This is a genomic window from Micromonospora inaquosa (assembly GCF_003857055.1).
Classification (GTDB): Bacteria; Actinomycetota; Actinomycetes; order Mycobacteriales; family Micromonosporaceae; genus Micromonospora; species Micromonospora inaquosa.
Genome location: NZ_QGSZ01000210.1, coordinates 19,486 through 35,157, shown reverse-complemented (window position 1 = coordinate 35,157; position 15,672 = coordinate 19,486). Strand labels below are relative to the sequence as shown.

Annotated in this window: 14 protein-coding genes and 1 pseudogene; 10 read left to right on the top strand and 5 right to left on the bottom strand. The window is 66.6% G+C overall.

What is annotated here, in order from left to right; all coding sequences use genetic code 11:
• Positions 1-311: 311 nt before the first annotated feature.
• The 3 genes from DLJ59_RS15890 to DLJ59_RS15880 form a co-directional block, all read right to left on the bottom strand.
• Positions 312-836 carry a hypothetical protein gene (locus DLJ59_RS15890; protein WP_124773420.1) on the bottom strand — a complete coding sequence of 175 codons (525 nt, stop codon included), beginning with the start codon at positions 834-836 and terminating at the stop codon, positions 312-314.
• Positions 837-840: 4 nt separating this feature from the next.
• The gene (locus DLJ59_RS15885) at positions 841-1,464 is read right to left on the bottom strand and encodes a hypothetical protein (protein ID WP_124773419.1); all 624 of its coding nucleotides are present in this window, start codon (positions 1,462-1,464) and stop codon (positions 841-843) included.
• 788 nt (positions 1,465-2,252) lie between these two features.
• On the bottom strand, positions 2,253-2,657 hold the full coding sequence (locus DLJ59_RS15880) for a hypothetical protein (protein ID WP_124773417.1): 405 nt from the start codon (positions 2,655-2,657) through the stop codon (positions 2,253-2,255).
• Between the two features lie 385 nt (positions 2,658-3,042).
• On the opposite strand from DLJ59_RS15880, the gene DLJ59_RS15875 reads away from it, so the two are divergent.
• From DLJ59_RS15875 to DLJ59_RS15855, 4 genes are all read left to right on the top strand, one after another.
• Complete coding sequence (locus tag DLJ59_RS15875) at positions 3,043-3,645, top strand: hypothetical protein (protein WP_124773415.1); 603 nt, start codon at positions 3,043-3,045, stop codon at positions 3,643-3,645.
• A 472-nt stretch (positions 3,646-4,117) separates the two neighbouring features.
• The gene (locus DLJ59_RS15870; protein ID WP_124773413.1) at positions 4,118-5,518 is read left to right on the top strand and encodes a recombinase family protein; all 1,401 of its coding nucleotides are present in this window, start codon (positions 4,118-4,120) and stop codon (positions 5,516-5,518) included.
• Positions 5,519-6,010: 492 nt separating this feature from the next.
• A complete protein-coding gene (locus DLJ59_RS15860) occupies positions 6,011-7,297 on the top strand; it encodes an IS256 family transposase (RefSeq protein ID WP_124773409.1) in 1,287 nt (428 codons plus the stop codon).
• Positions 7,298-7,402: 105 nt separating this feature from the next.
• Entirely contained in the window at positions 7,403-8,539 is a 1,137-nt protein-coding gene (locus DLJ59_RS15855; RefSeq protein WP_124773407.1) for an IS701 family transposase, read from the top strand.
• 199 nt (positions 8,540-8,738) lie between these two features.
• Here DLJ59_RS15855 and DLJ59_RS15850 read toward each other — a convergent pair whose 3' ends face one another.
• Positions 8,739-9,575 carry an IS5 family transposase gene (locus DLJ59_RS15850; protein ID WP_124773405.1) on the bottom strand — a complete coding sequence of 279 codons (837 nt, stop codon included), beginning with the start codon at positions 9,573-9,575 and terminating at the stop codon, positions 8,739-8,741.
• Positions 9,576-11,195: 1,620 nt separating this feature from the next.
• Here DLJ59_RS15850 and DLJ59_RS15845 point away from each other — a divergent pair.
• The 6 genes and pseudogenes from DLJ59_RS15845 (at position 11,196) to DLJ59_RS15820 (ending at position 14,951) form a co-directional block, all read left to right on the top strand.
• Complete coding sequence (locus DLJ59_RS15845) at positions 11,196-11,414, top strand: hypothetical protein (protein ID WP_124773403.1); 219 nt, start codon at positions 11,196-11,198, stop codon at positions 11,412-11,414.
• Positions 11,415-11,485: 71 nt separating this feature from the next.
• Complete coding sequence (locus DLJ59_RS15840; protein WP_124773401.1) at positions 11,486-11,911, top strand: DddA-like double-stranded DNA deaminase toxin; 426 nt, start codon at positions 11,486-11,488, stop codon at positions 11,909-11,911.
• Entirely contained in the window at positions 11,908-12,321 is a 414-nt protein-coding gene (locus tag DLJ59_RS15835) for an Imm1 family immunity protein (protein ID WP_124773399.1), read from the top strand. The genes DLJ59_RS15840 and DLJ59_RS15835 overlap by 4 nt, the downstream gene beginning before the upstream one ends.
• A 237-nt stretch (positions 12,322-12,558) precedes the next feature.
• Positions 12,559-12,792, top strand: a pseudogene (locus DLJ59_RS38090) (transposase); the annotation flags it as partial.
• Positions 12,793-12,933: 141 nt separating this feature from the next.
• The gene (locus DLJ59_RS15825; protein WP_244236054.1) at positions 12,934-14,208 is read left to right on the top strand and encodes a recombinase family protein; all 1,275 of its coding nucleotides are present in this window, start codon (positions 12,934-12,936) and stop codon (positions 14,206-14,208) included.
• A 269-nt stretch (positions 14,209-14,477) separates the two neighbouring features.
• Entirely contained in the window at positions 14,478-14,951 is a 474-nt protein-coding gene (locus DLJ59_RS15820) for a universal stress protein (RefSeq protein ID WP_089022044.1), read from the top strand.
• 213 nt (positions 14,952-15,164) lie between these two features.
• Here the strand turns inward: DLJ59_RS15820 and DLJ59_RS15815 are convergent, their stop codons facing one another.
• Entirely contained in the window at positions 15,165-15,602 is a 438-nt protein-coding gene (locus DLJ59_RS15815; protein ID WP_124773397.1) for a CBS domain-containing protein, read from the bottom strand.
• Between the last annotated feature and the right edge of the window lie 70 nt (positions 15,603-15,672).

The window sequence follows — 15,672 nt, the reverse complement described above, 5'->3', positions numbered from 1 at the left end:
TTACGGGCGACCGCGACGACGTCGCGGCGGAACTCCAGGGGGAACGCTTTCGGCATGACAGACATCCTTCCAGCGAGGAACAGATCCTCACAGGTCAGGAGTCAACCGAACCGGGTGCAGTCCCGTGCACGACACCAACCTCGCCGCGTCGATCGAAGCCCTCATGCGGAGCAAGCACGGGGTGCTCTACGAACAAGTGACCTGACAGGTGCGCGCGGCTTACCCGCCCTTGCAACGGAGCGAAGATACCTGGACCAGCCTCGTACAGGCGCGCCGCTGGGGCAAGTCGAACCAAGCCCCACGCGGGAGACTCACGTTGGCAGCCGGAAGCCGCTGATCTCACGCGACTGTGCCAGCCACTGTACGGCCAGCCGGCGCGCCTCTTCCCGGGGTATTGGTGACCTACGGCGGATCACCTTGGCCAGGCGCCGCACCGCGACGTCCTCCCACTGTTCCCGGAAGTCGTCGTCAGGAATTTCGATGAGGATCTTCGGCCGGTGCGGGTCGTGCTTCAGGCGGTCACCCGGGCGGCCGGGCTGCAAGTAGATAGCGCGGCTGTTGAGGGCATTGTCGACGATGATGCCCTCACCCTCGATGCTGAACATCAGTACCGCCCGGGCCTCGATCGGGCGAACGAACCACAGCGACAGAGAGACCAGGTCCTTATTTCGCTCAGCCTGCCCCCACCGATACGTGACGTCGCCGGGTGAGAGATGGCTGTGCAGGCGGACCAGTTCGTCGAGGTCAGGCCGGCTGGTGGTGTCGATAATGACCAACGGCACCATACGGCCGTCAGCGGCCGGACCCGCAATCGACCCGTCCGCGACGACGGGCACGATGTCAGCGGGATCTACCGCTCGTCTCGTCGGCCGCTTGGTCGTCCGACGTTTGATCATGCTCTACCTCCCGCAGGACGGATGCGCTGACTGTCACGGCTATACCGCGGCTGTCCTGCAAGACCGCGTCGTAACGCTGGATGCCGGCACCGTGTGGGAACAGGCCGGCGGGTAGTTCGAAGGTCAGCCACCCGGCGACCGCGCCGTTGGACTCCAGACGCACAGGCAGGTCCAGCGCCGTCACGTCGCCCGGAAAATCATCTCCGGTAGTCCGGTGACCGACCTTGACCGTCATCGCGTGCCCGGTCGGCAACGTATAGGCGATGTGCAGCTCAGCGCCGACGATAGCCGCATCGCGGTCGGTGGGGTTGACTGCCAGGATCTTGATACCGACCCAGCGTGAGGCGCCTGAACGGCGCCACGATGCCGAGTCGGCAAGAGTGACATCCAGTCGGGCCGCCCGGCGCTCCTCTTGCTGCATCGATAACGCCAGGGCGCGCCGCGAGGTGTTGCGGTTGGACAGTGCGACCAGCAACGCCAGCAGTGCCACGGCCGCCGACGCCACGGGAACCCACTGCGTCCAGCCGCTATCCGAAGACACGGGCGGCTGGGCCAGAACCAGGAGCATGTGGCACAGAATGCTCGACAGCACACGCCCGTGACACCGGATGATCGGCCGAGCCCACGACAGTGATGGCGGAAGCGGTGCCAGGAGCCGGCGGACTTCACGGAGATCACGGAGCAGCCAGCGGGTGACTGAGACTGACCACACCCCGCTACATGTAGTGCACGCCGGCTGTTACCGACGGGGGCGGAAGGCCCCACCTGCTGCCCTGATCATGTCCGCCCGATGCTCCGACTCAGAGCTTAGAAGCACGACGGCAAAGATGATCATTCCGGCCACAACTCCGGCCACGGGTGTGCCGACGATGATGAGGACAGTCCGCGGCGACAGGTTTTGAATGAATCCGAAATCCACAAGGTTCTCCGAGCTCTCGCCGAGCTGGAGCCACACAGGACTCAGCTCGGCCACCAATTTGGCTTGTTGGCTGAGGTCCTGCTCCGACTTAGCAGACGCCTTGTGTTGCTCTGACCACGCGCTCCGTAGGTGCTTCGGTGTCCGGTCCCCGGTCAGCAGCCGGGTCGACCGCAGGCCCCGCCTGACCGCGCCACCGCGCCACGGCGGCCGCGCTGGACGCGACGACCAGCGGCCCGCCGACGGCGATGGACCACACCGCCCAGCGCGGCGCCCGCACCTTTCCCTCAGCTTTGCGTCGCTGACTTATCGGCCGCCTCCTCGTCGTCTCCTTCGTCGTCGGGGTCGTGCGGGTCGTCGGCATCCCCCACGGGGTCGGTCTGGCCGGCGCGGGCCCACGCCTCGGCCATCAGCGCCCGGAAGAAGTCGGCGCGCTGCTGCTAGCTCATCTGGTCGACCTCGGCGCGGATCGGGCGGCCATCCGGTCCGGTGTGGGCGGTGGTCGAGTCCGGCAGGCCCAGCGCCAGCCGCTCGACGCGGGTCGCCACCTCCAGCCAGCGGGCGATGTCCCGAGGGCCGAGCTTCGACGCGTCGAGGGCCTGCAACCGGGTCACGAGCGTCGCTTGCCGCGTCGACGCGATCCGGGCTTGCCGCCTGGCCTTGTCGCGCCGCTGCTCGGCCAGGCCCTCGGCGTACAGCCGGTCCTCATCGCGGTCCCACGTCTGCGCCCGCTGCACCACCCACTTCCAGATGCTCGCCGGCTTGTGGAGGTAATCCCGGCTCTTGTTGGCCTCGGTGGCGACCTTGGCGACGGTGCGGGTGCGGCCCAGGTCGCGATACAGCACAAATACCCGTACGCCTTCTCGGGCTCTCGGCGCTGCCGGTCCCCCAGGGCAGGAACTCCGGCTCGCTCATGGTCACCTCTTCGTGCTGTCGTGCCTGGTGCGGGCGGTCCGGTCTGCGGGGAAGTCAGGCCGGGCCGCCCTATTGCGGCCGGACAGCTGCCGGACAGAGACATGCCCGGCTTGGCCAATTGCCGATGCCTATCTCCCAAGATACGGTTGAGGGCACGGTGGCCCCGCGCCGCCGGATTCTCCTGTCGCCCGCCGGCCCACGCCTGGCACTGGGGACACCGAGGGACACGGCGTTGATCGTCACGCGGGTGCGGTAGCTCCGGCACATCCCCTGTCGCCGGCGGTCGCGTGGGGTCCGCCGGAGGATGGATTGATTGTGAGCACGGACAACCGGGCCAAGAAGCTGGCCAAGCAGGAAGGCATCGCTTATGCCACCGCGCTGCGTCTGACCCGCGATCAGCAAGACGACGAGCGGAAGCGGAAGGCCCAGGCGGAGATGGAGGCGCTGTTCCCGTCGCTGGACAGTCTGCTGCCGGAAGCGGTGAGCAGCGCATGCCGCACGATGGCGGGCAACAGCATCGGGCGCTACGTCGGGAAGAACAGCGAGAACTGGACCGCCGGGCTGACCCTCGACGACGTCGATCTTCCCACGGACATCCTGCGCGAGATGGTGATCGACGTGGTCACGCCCGACCTCGACACGATCAACTGGCATGTGGACGACGACCCCGACGAGCAACACCCCGGCTCGGTCGAGGCCGTAACCGAGGTGACCTTCACCGGTTGGGGCCGACTGGCCGCGGTTGCTGGGCGGCACAACCTGCGGTTGGTCGACCCGGACGTGGACGGCAACGCCGAAGTTACCTTCACGAGCCGCGTGCGACTGGAGTGGCACTTCGTCTACCACCCGGGGATGAACTATCTCGACCTGCTGTACGCGGGCGCGTCCGAGCTGATGCCGACCAACCCGCACTACTAGGCACGGGCTAGGTGTGCTGTCCGGGGAGGCCGGTTGAGGTTGTGTGACGACACGCTTTGATGTCGTAGGTAGGTGAAGGCCTCCGGTTGTGGAGTGGAGCTGTCGAGGAACCGCTCCGCCAACCAGGAGGCCTTCATGTCCCACGCTAATGCTGCTTTGACTCCTCGCGCACGTCTGCGCCTGGCGCGCCTGATCGTGGATGAGGACTGATCAGTCGCTGCGACGCTGAATCTCAACAAAGCCAGGTACCACCTCGGCCAGATGTTCGGAGAGCTCGCGCACCGCCGGCTGACGTGCGCGGATAAGACGCTAACCGGGCATCACGCATTGTCCCCGGCGGTCGAGCGGATGCTCGGTATGCCAACACAGTGCACAAGCCGGCTGCCACCAACTCCGGACCGACAGTCCTTGACCAGCGCCAGCGGACTGCTTGTCCGACTCGACTGCGAAGATCCTTCGTAGAAATATCGGCGTGTCGGACAACCAGCGTGACGATCTCAAGGATCCCCTGACTCGATGGCTCAACGGGCAGCCGCAGGCCGACCCGCAACTGCCTACCCAACGGCGGCGTGGTCTGCGGTTTGCGTTCTACGGTCGGATGTCGACGGTCGAGCACCAGGACCGTGTGACCTCCCGGCACTGGCAACGGGACTGCGCCACTGAACTCGTCGCCGCTCACGGGGTGATCGTCGCCGAATACTTCGATGTCGGCTGCTCTCGACGCCGCAATTGGCGGCAGCGCCCGAAGGCCACCGCGCTGCTGGCCGCGCTCGACGACCCCGATCGCGGGTTCGACGCGATCGTGGTCGGCGAGTACGAGCGGGCGTTCTCCGCCAATCAGCTGCAGCACCTGGCGCCCGTGCTCGAACAGCACGCTGTGCAGCTATGGCTGCCCGAGACGGACGGGCCTGTCGATCACCACAACCCGACCCACCAGGCGCTGATCATGATGCTGGGCACCCAGTCGAAACGCGAGGTTCAGCGCGCCCGGTTCCGGGTTGTCACGGCAATGCGGGCCCAAGCGCGGGAGCAGGGACGGTATCTCGGGGGCCGGCCGCCCTACGGCTATCGACTCGCGGACGCCGGCCCTCACCCAAACGCCGCCCAAGCGCGATGGGGTCGCCGGCTTCAACGCCTCGAACCGGATCCGGCCACGGCCGGACACGTGCGGTGGATGTTCGCCCAACGCCTGGATGGCCAGAGTCTCGCCAGCCTGGCGCGCGCACTCATCGACGCCGGCATACCGTGCCCGTCTGGCGTCGATCCCGACCGCAATCCACACCGCAGTGGCGACCGGTGGACCCTACGAACGGTCGCGGCCATACTCGCCAACCCCCGCTACACGGGTCGGCAGGTCTGGAACCGGCAACCCGCGCACAACGACGCCGACGCTAGCCGCTCGGAGCGAGAACCGATCCGACGGAACCCGACCATGGACTGGGTGGTCTCCAAGCAACAGGCCCACACCGCGCTGGTCAGTGAGCAGGACTTCGTCGCCGTCCAGGCTGTCCGCTCCCACCGGAGCGCCCACGACGGCACCACCCGCCACTACCTGTTCACCGGCCTACTGCGCTGCGGACCGTGCGGGCGAAGATTGGAATCTCACTGGATCAACCGACGCCCCGGCTATCGATGCCGCCATGGCCACACCAGCACCCAACAGCCCACTAATCACCGGCGCAGGATCCTCTACCTCAGGGAAGACCACATCATCACAAGACTCGCCGACCATCCCCGCCTCCCCAGCGGGATCCAGACTCCACATGACCTGGTCGCACACCTGCACAAGAGGAAGATCACCATCGTCTGCGACCAGGAGCACTGCACACCAACCACAGAAAGATCCGCGCAGGTCAACCTGCGCGGATCATGATCAGTATGTGGTAATGATGTGTCCGAGGGGATTCGAACTCTTGTACGTATCATCTGTGCTCCATTAGGGGTGCACATGCTGCTAGATTACGGCACGGTCAGGTTTGACTCAACCTCGCGCGCTCATCACCGGGCGTGAGCATGAATCGAAGTTGGGACGCGTAGCGTCCAAGCTTGCCAGCCAGCTGGCTCAGTTATCGACTGACCGAAATGAACGTACAGGCATCAAGCTGGAGCCCCACCGCTTGAGCCACGCCGCAATGCACCGCGTCCTGGCCAGAATCACCCGGCTTCTCCAGCAACACGACACCACTATCCCGCCTGCCACCCAGCCGCCCGCCGCACTCGCAACCCTTCGCGACCGCGTCGAAGCCCGATCAACACCACCTTCGGAACCCAATAGGCGAGTTAATCTTCGGCAGCGGGTCTGTGGATCTAACGGTGTTTCCGGCCTGACCTGCCGGGCGTTGTGCCTGGTGAGGAGGGTGCCGTGATGACCGCGACACTGAACGACCAGACCGGACGTAAGAAGCGGCCCGAGCCGTCGGCGGAGGCTAAAGCCGCCGCGGAGCTGGTGCGGGCCGCGAAGGAACAGGGCCTGTCGCTGACGGGCCCGGACGGGCTGCTCAAGCAGTTGACAAAGACGGTCTTGGAGACCGCGTTGAACGAGGAGATGACCGAACACCTCGGCTATGCCAAACACGAACCCGACGGCGCCGGCTCGGGCAACGTCCGCAACGGCAGCCGGTCGAAGACGGTGCTGACCGACGCATCGGGGCAGGTGCAGATCGACGTGCCTCGGGACCGGGCCGGCACGTTCGCGCCGCAGATCGTGCGCAAGCGGCAACGTCGTCTCTCAGGTGTCGACGAGGTGGTGTTGTCGCTGTATGCCAAAGGCCTCACCACCGGGGAGATCAGGGCGCACTTCGCCGAGATCTATGGGGCGTCGGTCAGTAAGGAGACGATCTCGCGGATCACCGACAAGGTGATCGAGGAGATGACCGACTGGTCCCACCGCCCTCTCGATGAGGTTTATGCGGCGGTGTTCATCGACGCGATCGTGGTCAAAGTTCGGGATGGGCAGGTCGCGAACCGGCCGTTCTACGCCGCGATCGGGGTCACCCTCCACGGGGACAAGGACATCCTCGGTCTGTGGGCCGGCACCGGTGGTGAGGGCGCGAAGTTCTGGATGAGCGTGCTGACCGACCTGCGTAACAGGGGTGTGAAGGACGTGTTTTTCCTCGTCTGCGACGGACTGAAAGGCCTGCCGGAGGTCGTCACCAACGTGTGGCCCCAGACCGTCGTGCAGACCTGCATCATCCATCTGATCCGCAACACGTTCCGGCTGACGTCCCGCCGGTATTGGGACGAGTTGAAACGCGACATCAAGCCGATCTACACCGCCGTGAACGCGGTGGCGGCCCGAGCCGCGTTCGAGGACCTGGCCGACAAGTGGGGCGGACGGTATCCGGCGGTGATCCGCTTGTGGGACAACGCCTGGTCGGAGTTCATCCCGTTCCTCGACTACGACCTGGAGATCCGCAAAGTCATCTGCTCCACCAACGCGATCGAGTCGCTCAACGCCCGCTACCGGCGGGCCGTGAAGGCCCGCGGCCACTTCCCCAACGAGCAGGCCGCGTTGAAGTGTCTGTACCTGGTGACCCGATCCCTGGACCCCACCGGAGCAGGCCGAACCCGATGGACGATGCGCTGGAAACCCGCCCTGAACGCCTTCGCCATCACCTTCAGCGACCGCTTCCCGGCCGCTGAAACCTACTAACCAAGATCGCCGGAAACACCGTTAGCGAGACAGGCCCTCGGCAGCCCCTTAGTACTGCAACGGCAGTAGGCGAATCGAGTTCGACTCGCGTTCGTTGGTCCGACTGTGACGGACGTTGATGTTGATCGTTGGCATGGCGAGTTGGACCGGCTGCATGCCCGGATCGGGCCTCGGTTTCGGCGGTCGGAGCCGCGGCTGCGGGTCCGTCAGTACCTGTGTGGGCTGGTCTCTGGTCTGGGTCGTAAGAACGGCTGGACCTTGGCTGAGCAGGCAGGGGACGTGTCGCCGGACGGGATGCAAAGGTTGTTGCGGTGGGCGGACTGGGACGTCGACGCGGTCCGCGACGACGTGCGGGACTACGTGATCGAGCACCTCGGCGACCCGGCCGGAGTCCTGATCGTCGACGACACCGGGTTCCTGAAGAAGGGCACCCGGTCGGCCGGAGTGCAACGTCAGTATTCCGGCACCGCCGGGCGGACGGAGAACTGCCAGGTCGCAACGTTCCTGGCCTACCGCTCAGCGAAGGGCCACGCGCTTATCGACCGGCAGCTCTACCTTCCGGCGTCGTGGACCGATGACCGGGACCGGTGTCGGGCCGCGGGGATCCCGGACGGCGTCGAGTTCGCCACAAAGGTGCAGATGGCCCGGGAGATGCTGGGCCGGGCGTTGGATGCCGGGGTGCCGGTGGGGTGGGTGACGATGGATGAGGCCTACGGGCAGTCGAAAGCCCTGCGGGTCTGGTTGGAACAACGGGATGTGGGTTATGTGGTCGCGACCCGCCGCAACGACGACATGATCACCACCACGATGGGCACCTGCCGAGCAGACAAGCTGATCGCCGCTCTGCCGGCTCGTGCGTGGTGCCGGCTGTCCGCCGGTGCCGGCGCCCACGGCCCGCGCGAGTACTGGTGGGCGCGGGTGCCGGTGCGGATCTGCTGGCAGCCCGGCCGGGGGCACTGGCTCCTGGCCCGGCGCAGCATGACGACCGGAGAGATCGCCTACTACGTCTGCTACGGACCCCGCCGCACTCGACTGCTCGACCTGGCCCGCATCGCGGGGGCCCGTTGGGCGATCGAGGAGTGTTTCCAGCAAGCCAAGAACGAAGCCGGCCTCGACGAATACCAGGTCCGCGACTGGCGAGCCTGGTACGCCCACATCACCCTGTCCATGGCCGCTCACGCCTGGCTGTCCGTGGCCCGATCCCTTACCGCAAAAGGGGATCCAGCCCTGGCGACGACATGATGATCGGCTACACCGTACCGGAGATCCGAAGACTGCTCACCGCACTCATAGTGCGATCAACCCACCCACCCGAGCACGTCTGGGCCTGGTCACGATGGCGCCGACGACGCCAACACCAAGCCCGGACCTGCCACTACCGACGACACGGCTACCCCTGACCAACTGCCGTTGCAGTATTAGAGCGCGTTTCACATTGCTGTCAGTCGGGTGTGTTGAAGGTGAGGCGTTGTTGGCGGGTGGCGGGTTCGCCTCGGGTGAGGCGGCGGAGCATGCCGCTGAGGGCGGCCCATCGGATCATGGCCTCCGAGGTGGCGGGGTGGGTTTCGTAGTCGCGGGCCAGGCGGCGGTGGGCGGTGATCCAGGCCAGGGTCCGCTCCACGACCCAGCGGCGCGGTTGCGCGACGAACCCTTTCTGGTCGGCGGGTTTGCGGACGATCTCGACGGTGGTGCGCAGCAGGTCGCGGGCCCAGTCGACGAGGCGCCCGGCGAAGCCGGTGTCGGCGAAGACGTGCCGGATCGGGGTGGCCGCGTAGGTGGCGAGCAAAGCGCCTTTGGCGCCGTCGCGGTCTTGCCAGGACGCGGCCAGGACCCAGACGGTGACCAGCAGGCCGAGGGTGTCGGTGACGATGAACCGTTTCCGACCGTTGATCTTCTTCCCGGCGTCGTAGCCGCGGGACTCACGGGGCACGGTGTCCGCGCCTTTGACGCTCGGCGAGTCGATGATTCCCGCCGTCGGCTCCGGGTCACGGCCGTGAGCCACCCGGATCTGCTCGCGGAGTTCGGTCAGGATCCGCTCGGTCACGCCCCGCCGGTTCAGCCGCGTGAAGTGCGCGTACACGGTCTGCCACGGCGGGAAGTCCACCGGCAGGTACCGCCACGCGCATCCGGTGCGTACCACGTACAAGATGGCGTCGATGACGGCCCGGCGGGGATGCTTTTCTGGTCTGCCCATCCACCGCGGGGACGGCAGCATCGGCTCGATGATTTCCCACTCGGCGTCGGTCAGATCAGACGGGTACCGCCGCACTCGATCCATACCTGCCCATCGACCAAGTCGCGCTCATCGATCGGACCCACTGTGCGACACACCCGACCAACCCACAAACCAAACGCGCTCTTAGGCTTGTTCCTACCTTGGATACGAAGGCCGTTGCGCTTACGAACCCAAAAGCATCACGATGCGCCTGGGACGATCGTGCTACGACGACCGCCCCAGGCACATCTGCCACTAACTGCTGCTGGTCGGCGCGGGGCTCGCCTCGTCGGGGCCGAAATTCGGCTCAACCCCATCCCCCCGGGTAACCCCAACGATGACGCCGATTACTGTTACCACCGCCACGAGGATGAGTGCGAAGATGAGAACCTTCCGGGTCGTACTCAATCGTCCTCGGTCGGTTGCAGAACTCATACTGCCCTCCACGCTCGTAAGCGAGTAGCTAGCTCCTACCGGTGAGAACCGCGTCGCCATAGCCGTTCATGCGGTACTGCGACCAAACAGTCGTCGTTGAGGCGCAATACCCGACCCAAGCGTAGCAGTGGTTCCCCGTCGTCTTGACGTCCCACGCACTCCAACCCACACCGTAAGCCTGACTCTGTGAGCACCCAAGATGCTCGTAGGTGGGGTAACCCCCGTCGACACCGTTGCAGCCCGTCCAGGTAGAGCTGATCCAGGTGTTGGTGGCACACCACGTAACATCCGTGTGGGTATAGAGCTTGAGCGGGCCAGCGCCTATAAGGCCTTGATCCCAGCCGCCCTGGAAGCAGGCCGTCGCTGCCATCTCGCGCTCGCCCGCAGGTTGGCGAACCGGCTCGGCACTGCCTTGGGCGGAGACCGAGGAGGTGGCGTCGATGATTCGAGGGGCCACCACCTTTAGCGTTGTCCCTGCGGGCACGAGCCCCCGAGCGCGGATCTCCGCAGGCGGCAGGGCGCGGAGACTGAAGGTCGAGCCATCCTCGAATACGTGAGTTCGAACGGCCAGTACGTCAGCACTAGGCTTCGGGTCAGCAACCCCCGGACCCGCTGTAAGCAGCACGCCACTCACAGCAAACGCGAGGGCAGAGCTGATGAACCGCGCCGCGCGGTGTAATCTTGCCTTTGTTTCCACGATTGTTCCTCCTAGTTGAGTGGGTAGGAAGTGGGAACGCGGCGGCTCGCCGGGCCCTAAACCGGCGAGCCGCCTTCCTGATTGATCACACTAGCCGACGATCAGAAGGTGGAGGGACCCTCGACCGTCCCGCCGATGCCACGTCGTCGATCGATGGATCGGGGTCACCACAGAAGGTCAGCCGAGCATCGGACAATTAGTGCTTTTTACTTGATTCGGTGTTCAGCTCAATTGCATACGGTCACGATCCAGGCGAATGTAACGTTCGTGTAACGACCGCCATGATCGCCATTGGCGCTTGCGCTTGGAAAGCAGCGCGGTGCCTCCATTGCGCCGCTCCGGACGTAAGATTCCGGGAGGCACCGGAACGTCGACCCAACATCCTCACCATCATGCGGACGGACGGCCTTGCGATTTGAGCCGGCTACGACGCATCAGCTCAGCGTGGCGGGGTTGAACGCCTGGCGGGCCTCCGCGCTCATCGCCACATCCTGCGGGCGGTCAGTCTTACGCAGCAGCAGCGGGTCGTCAGCGGACCGGACGGGACCCAGTTGGTCGGCGAGAGCCTGCAGATGCCGCGCGAGGCGAACGAACCGGGGCAGGGCCTGACCGATCAGGCCCTCGCCGAAGAGCGCCTGCGGAGCGCTGCCGCGATGGTGAACCGCAGTTCACAGCAGCTCGGTGCAGCGGCTGTCGCGGTCGGCCAGGCAGCGGGCAAGGTGGAGGAGATTCGCGCGCGGGTGCGTGGGCTCGGCGGTCTGGGAAACTGACCGCGGGTGGCGGCGGGAACCGCCGACCACCCGCGCATGCTGACCCACCGCAGGCAGCCCTTCGGGCGGCCGTGAATCTGGCACGTCGCAGCGAACCGCACGACAAGACCGAGGCGTTCCTCCTCGCCGACGCGGCGATCACGCGCGATCCTGACTTCTCCGCCGAGCCAGACGGTCGGCTGCGCAACCGACAGATCCGGGCGGGCAGGCTTCCCGCCGCCGGAGTGGGACTCAAACCGCCGCTGGCTCAGGCCATCGTGATGGACCACGCCGAGGCGCAGGCCGCCGCCGTGCTGCGCCGTCCCGGCAGCCCACCGGAGGCCACGCGCGTGCTCAATCACACCCCCTGCGACGATCCGATCAGATCCCTGGTCTGCGAAAAGATCCTCGCCACGATCCTGCCGCAAGGAACACGCCTGACGGTGTTCCTCACCGACGGCGACCGCACGTGGCTTCATAAGCTGTACGTCGGAACAGGAGAAGGGATCCGGCGATGAGCATCGACATCACCTGGGGACGCGGCGACGGCGCCGCGTCGCTCAGCACCGTCGCCGAACTCGACGCCACACTGGACACAATCAGTCGCGCCCACACCGAGCAACTGCCCTGCTGCGTCACCCTCGTCGCTCCCGGCGGCGGCGAGTTTCCCGTCATGCTCGACATCTGCGTCGGGCACCCCGATCGGTCGTTCGTCTATCACGTCGCTGCCGACGGCAGCAGCGCTTGGGGATACCAGCCAGACCTCGAACCCGGGCGCGCGTTCACCTTCGACTACGCCGGCACGCCCACCGACGCCTGGCCCGAACGCACCCGCGTCACCGACGCGACCGCCCGGCAAGCGGCACGACAGTTCCTCATCAGCGGGGGGCGACGACCCGACGCGGTGGCCTGGGAAACTGTCGAATAGCCTCGAGCACGGACAACTCCGAGGCGAATGCCGCAGCCAGGGGTAGAGCGTGGCTCGGAGGGGACCTCGCAGTGAACGGTGACCGCGGAGCCGCCTCACCCCCGGAACACCGCACGCGGTTCTCCGTCCCTTACTCGGCATAGATGGGGACCGCCAGGAGCAACTCAATCTGCGACTCCAGAGCGTTCTGACCGACGGCAAGCAGAGCCGGAGGGCTTCTTCGGGGACGCCGAAGAGGTTGTTCTGGCGGTGGATGTGACCTGTTGGCTGCGGCCGGAAGCGCACACCGTACCGGAGCGGATCCTGTGTCACACCTACGGTCGTGGCAAAGACCAGCACATCGGGGTGCCGGGATGGCGGTATTCGTTCGTGGTCGCCTTGAAGACCGGGCGTAGTTCGTGGACCGCCCCGCTGGACGCCATCCGTCTCGCACCAGCGCCAGCGGACTACCTGTCCGCCTCGACCACGAGAATTCTTCGTAGGAATGTCGGCGTGTCCCACAACCAGAGCGACGGTCTCGATCCGCTGACCCGTTGGCTCCACAACCAGCCGAACAACCCGCAACCACCTACCCATAGGCAGCCTGGTCTGCGGTTTGCGTTCTACGGTCGGATGTCGACCGTCGAGCACCAGGACCGGGTGACCTCGCGGCACTGGCAACGGGACTGCGCCAGCGAGCTCGTCGCCGATCACGGGGCGGTCGTTGCCGAATACTTCGATGTTGGCTGCTCTCGCCGCCGCGGTTGGCGGCAGCGTCCGCAGGCCGCTGCGCTGCTGGCCGCGCTCGAGGACCCGGATCGCGGGTTCGACGCGATCGTGGTCGGCGAGTACGAGCGGGCGTTCTCCGCCAATCAGCTGCAGCACCTGGCACCCGTGCTCGAACAGCATGCTGTGCAGCTATGGCTGCCCGAGACCGACGGGCCGGTGGATCACCACGACCCGACCCACCAGGCGCTGATCATGATGCTGGGCGCCCAGTCGAAACGCGAGGTTCAGCGCGCCCGGTTCCGGGTCGTCACGGCGATGCGGGCTCAAGCGCGGGAGCAGGGACGGTATCTCGGAGGCCGGCCGCCCTACGGATACCGGCTCACCGACGCCGGCCCTCATCCGAACGCCGCCCAGGCGCGCTGGGGTCGCCGGCTTCAACGCCTCGAACCGGATCCGGCCACGGCCGTACACGTGCGGTGGATGTTCGCCCAACGCCTCGACGGCCAGAGTCTCGCCAGCATGGCGCGCGCCCTCAACGACGCCGGCATACCGTGCCCGTCGGGCGTCGATCCGGACCGCAATCCGCACCGCAGTGGTGACCGGTGGACCCTACGAACAGTCGCGGCGATCCTCGCCAACCCTCGCTACACGGGCCGGCAGGTCTGGAACCGGCAACCCGCGCACAACCACACCGATGCCAGCCGCTCGGAGCGAGAACCGATCCGGCGGAACTCGACCGTGGATTGGGTGGTCTCCACGCAACTGGCCCACACCGCGCTGGTCAGTGAGCAGGACTTCGTCGCGGTCCAGGCGATCCGCTCCCACCGGGGCGCCCACGACGGCACCACCCGCCGCTACCTGTTCACCGGCCTACTGCGCTGCGGACCATGCGGCCGACGATTGGAATCCCATTGGATCAACCAACGCCCCGGCTACCGATGCCGCCACGGCCACACCAGCACTCAACAGCCCACCAACCCCCGACGCAAGATCCTCTACCTCAGAGAAGACCACCTCATCGCAAGACTCGCCGACCATCCCCGCCTCCCCAGCGGCATCCAGACCCCACACGACCTGGTCACACTCCTACACGGGAGGAAGATCACCATCGTCTGCGACCAGGAACACTGCACACCAACCACAGAAAAATCCGCGCAGGCCAACCTGCGCGGATCATGATCGATATGTGGTAATGATGTGTCCGAGGGCAACACGAACCATTACCCCACCGCCGATAACGATCGGCACGAGCCTGAAGCTCGCACAACTCTAGTACGGCAGCCGCCGCAGGTCACCGAGTGGCGCTGGCTGCGGGCGGAGGCCGAAACAACGCCCTGACCACACCGCATGACAGGTCGAAGGGCCCGGCCGCGCCGGGCCCTTCGCGTCTACCTCACCGCCGACGACGGGTGTGTGATGAGGTCGAGGACATGGAGGGAGTGAGGCAGATGACCAGCAACTATCTGATCGTCGTCGGCGTGGACGGCTCCGATGGCGGGCGGCGTGCCCTCGACTGGGCGGCCCGTGAAGCGGCGACTCGCGGTGGCGCGGTGCAGGCGGTAGTCGCCTGGCGGTGGGACGGGATCGAGTCCGGCCCGATGACTGCCGGCAATCCGACCGACGAGGAGGAGCGGGCCCGCGCGATCCTCGATCGCGAGATCCAGGCACTCACGGCCCGTCGAGGCTCGTCGTCGCCTGTCGCTGCTGAGGTCGTGGAGGGCAGAGCCGCCGACGTGCTGACGCGTGCCGCTCGCAGCGCCGAACTGCTCGTTCTCGGCAGCCACGGTCACAGCCGGATCCGGCACACCGTCCTCGGGTCGGTGAGCGAGGAATGCGTAAGCAAGGCGTGCTGCCCGGTCGTCGTCATCCCCGTGCCCGTGCCGGTGCCGCATGCTACGGCAGAGCCGGCGCTGCCGGTCTAACCGCAACCATCGCTGAGGAGGAGCGGCCCGATCGCGGCTGCCCCTCCTCCACGCGCTGGCTGTTCGGCGGGCCAGCGGACCGGACGCCTCAAGCGGGCGATGGTGGCGGCCGGGTTTCCAGGAGGATCCAGTTCAACGCGACGCGACGACGCCGCTGTCAAGGCCCAGGCCCGCCGCGGTGTTCAGGCTCGCCGAGGGACATGGACGTGCGCCTTACCGGGCAAGCAGGGCGATCAGATCGCTTCCGGTGACGATGCCCACCGGACGGCCGTCCGCGTCGACAATCGCGACGGCGTCGACGCCGCCCGCCCGCATCAACCGTGCGGCGTCAATCACCCGCGCGTCGGTGCTCACCGTGGCGGGGTCCGGATCCAGCGCAGCCGCGACGGTAAGCCGAGACAGCGCCGCGTGGTCATGCGCCCACGCCGCGGCCACCGCCCGGTCGGCGAGCACGCCCAGGCACCGCCCGGCCCCGTCGACCGCCACAAGGTGACGGCGCCCGGTGCGGACCAACGCCTCCAGCGCGTCGCCGAGCAGAATGTCGACGTCTACGGAGAAGACCGGGCTGCTCATCACCTCGGTGACCGGCCGGGTCGCCAACCGTCCCGGCCCACCGTCGGGCTCACGTCCTGCAATGTAGATCGCCTTCATGATCGCCTCTCAGGTTGCCCGAGGGGCACAGAGAGGGGCGCGTCGCCGGATGCTCCTCTCCGTGCCCGCT

Bases quoted from the DNA above. Each gene is read 5' to 3' on its own strand.
- DLJ59_RS15860 (WP_124773409.1), top strand. From the start codon at position 6,011: ATGACCGCGACACTGAACGACCAGACCGGACGTAAGAAGCGGCCCGAG.
- DLJ59_RS15835 (WP_124773399.1), top strand. From the start codon at position 11,908: ATGAGCATCGACATCACCTGGGGACGCGGCGACGGCGCCGCGTCGCTC.
- DLJ59_RS15820 (WP_089022044.1), top strand. From the start codon at position 14,478: ATGACCAGCAACTATCTGATCGTCGTCGGCGTGGACGGCTCCGATGGC.
- DLJ59_RS15815 (WP_124773397.1), bottom strand. From the start codon at position 15,602: ATGAAGGCGATCTACATTGCAGGACGTGAGCCCGACGGTGGGCCGGGA.
- DLJ59_RS15825 (WP_244236054.1), top strand. From the start codon at position 12,934: ATGTCGACCGTCGAGCACCAGGACCGGGTGACCTCGCGGCACTGGCAA.
- DLJ59_RS15850 (WP_124773405.1), bottom strand. From the start codon at position 9,575: ATGGATCGAGTGCGGCGGTACCCGTCTGATCTGACCGACGCCGAGTGG.
- DLJ59_RS15885 (WP_124773419.1), bottom strand. From the start codon at position 1,464: ATGCTCCTGGTTCTGGCCCAGCCGCCCGTGTCTTCGGATAGCGGCTGG.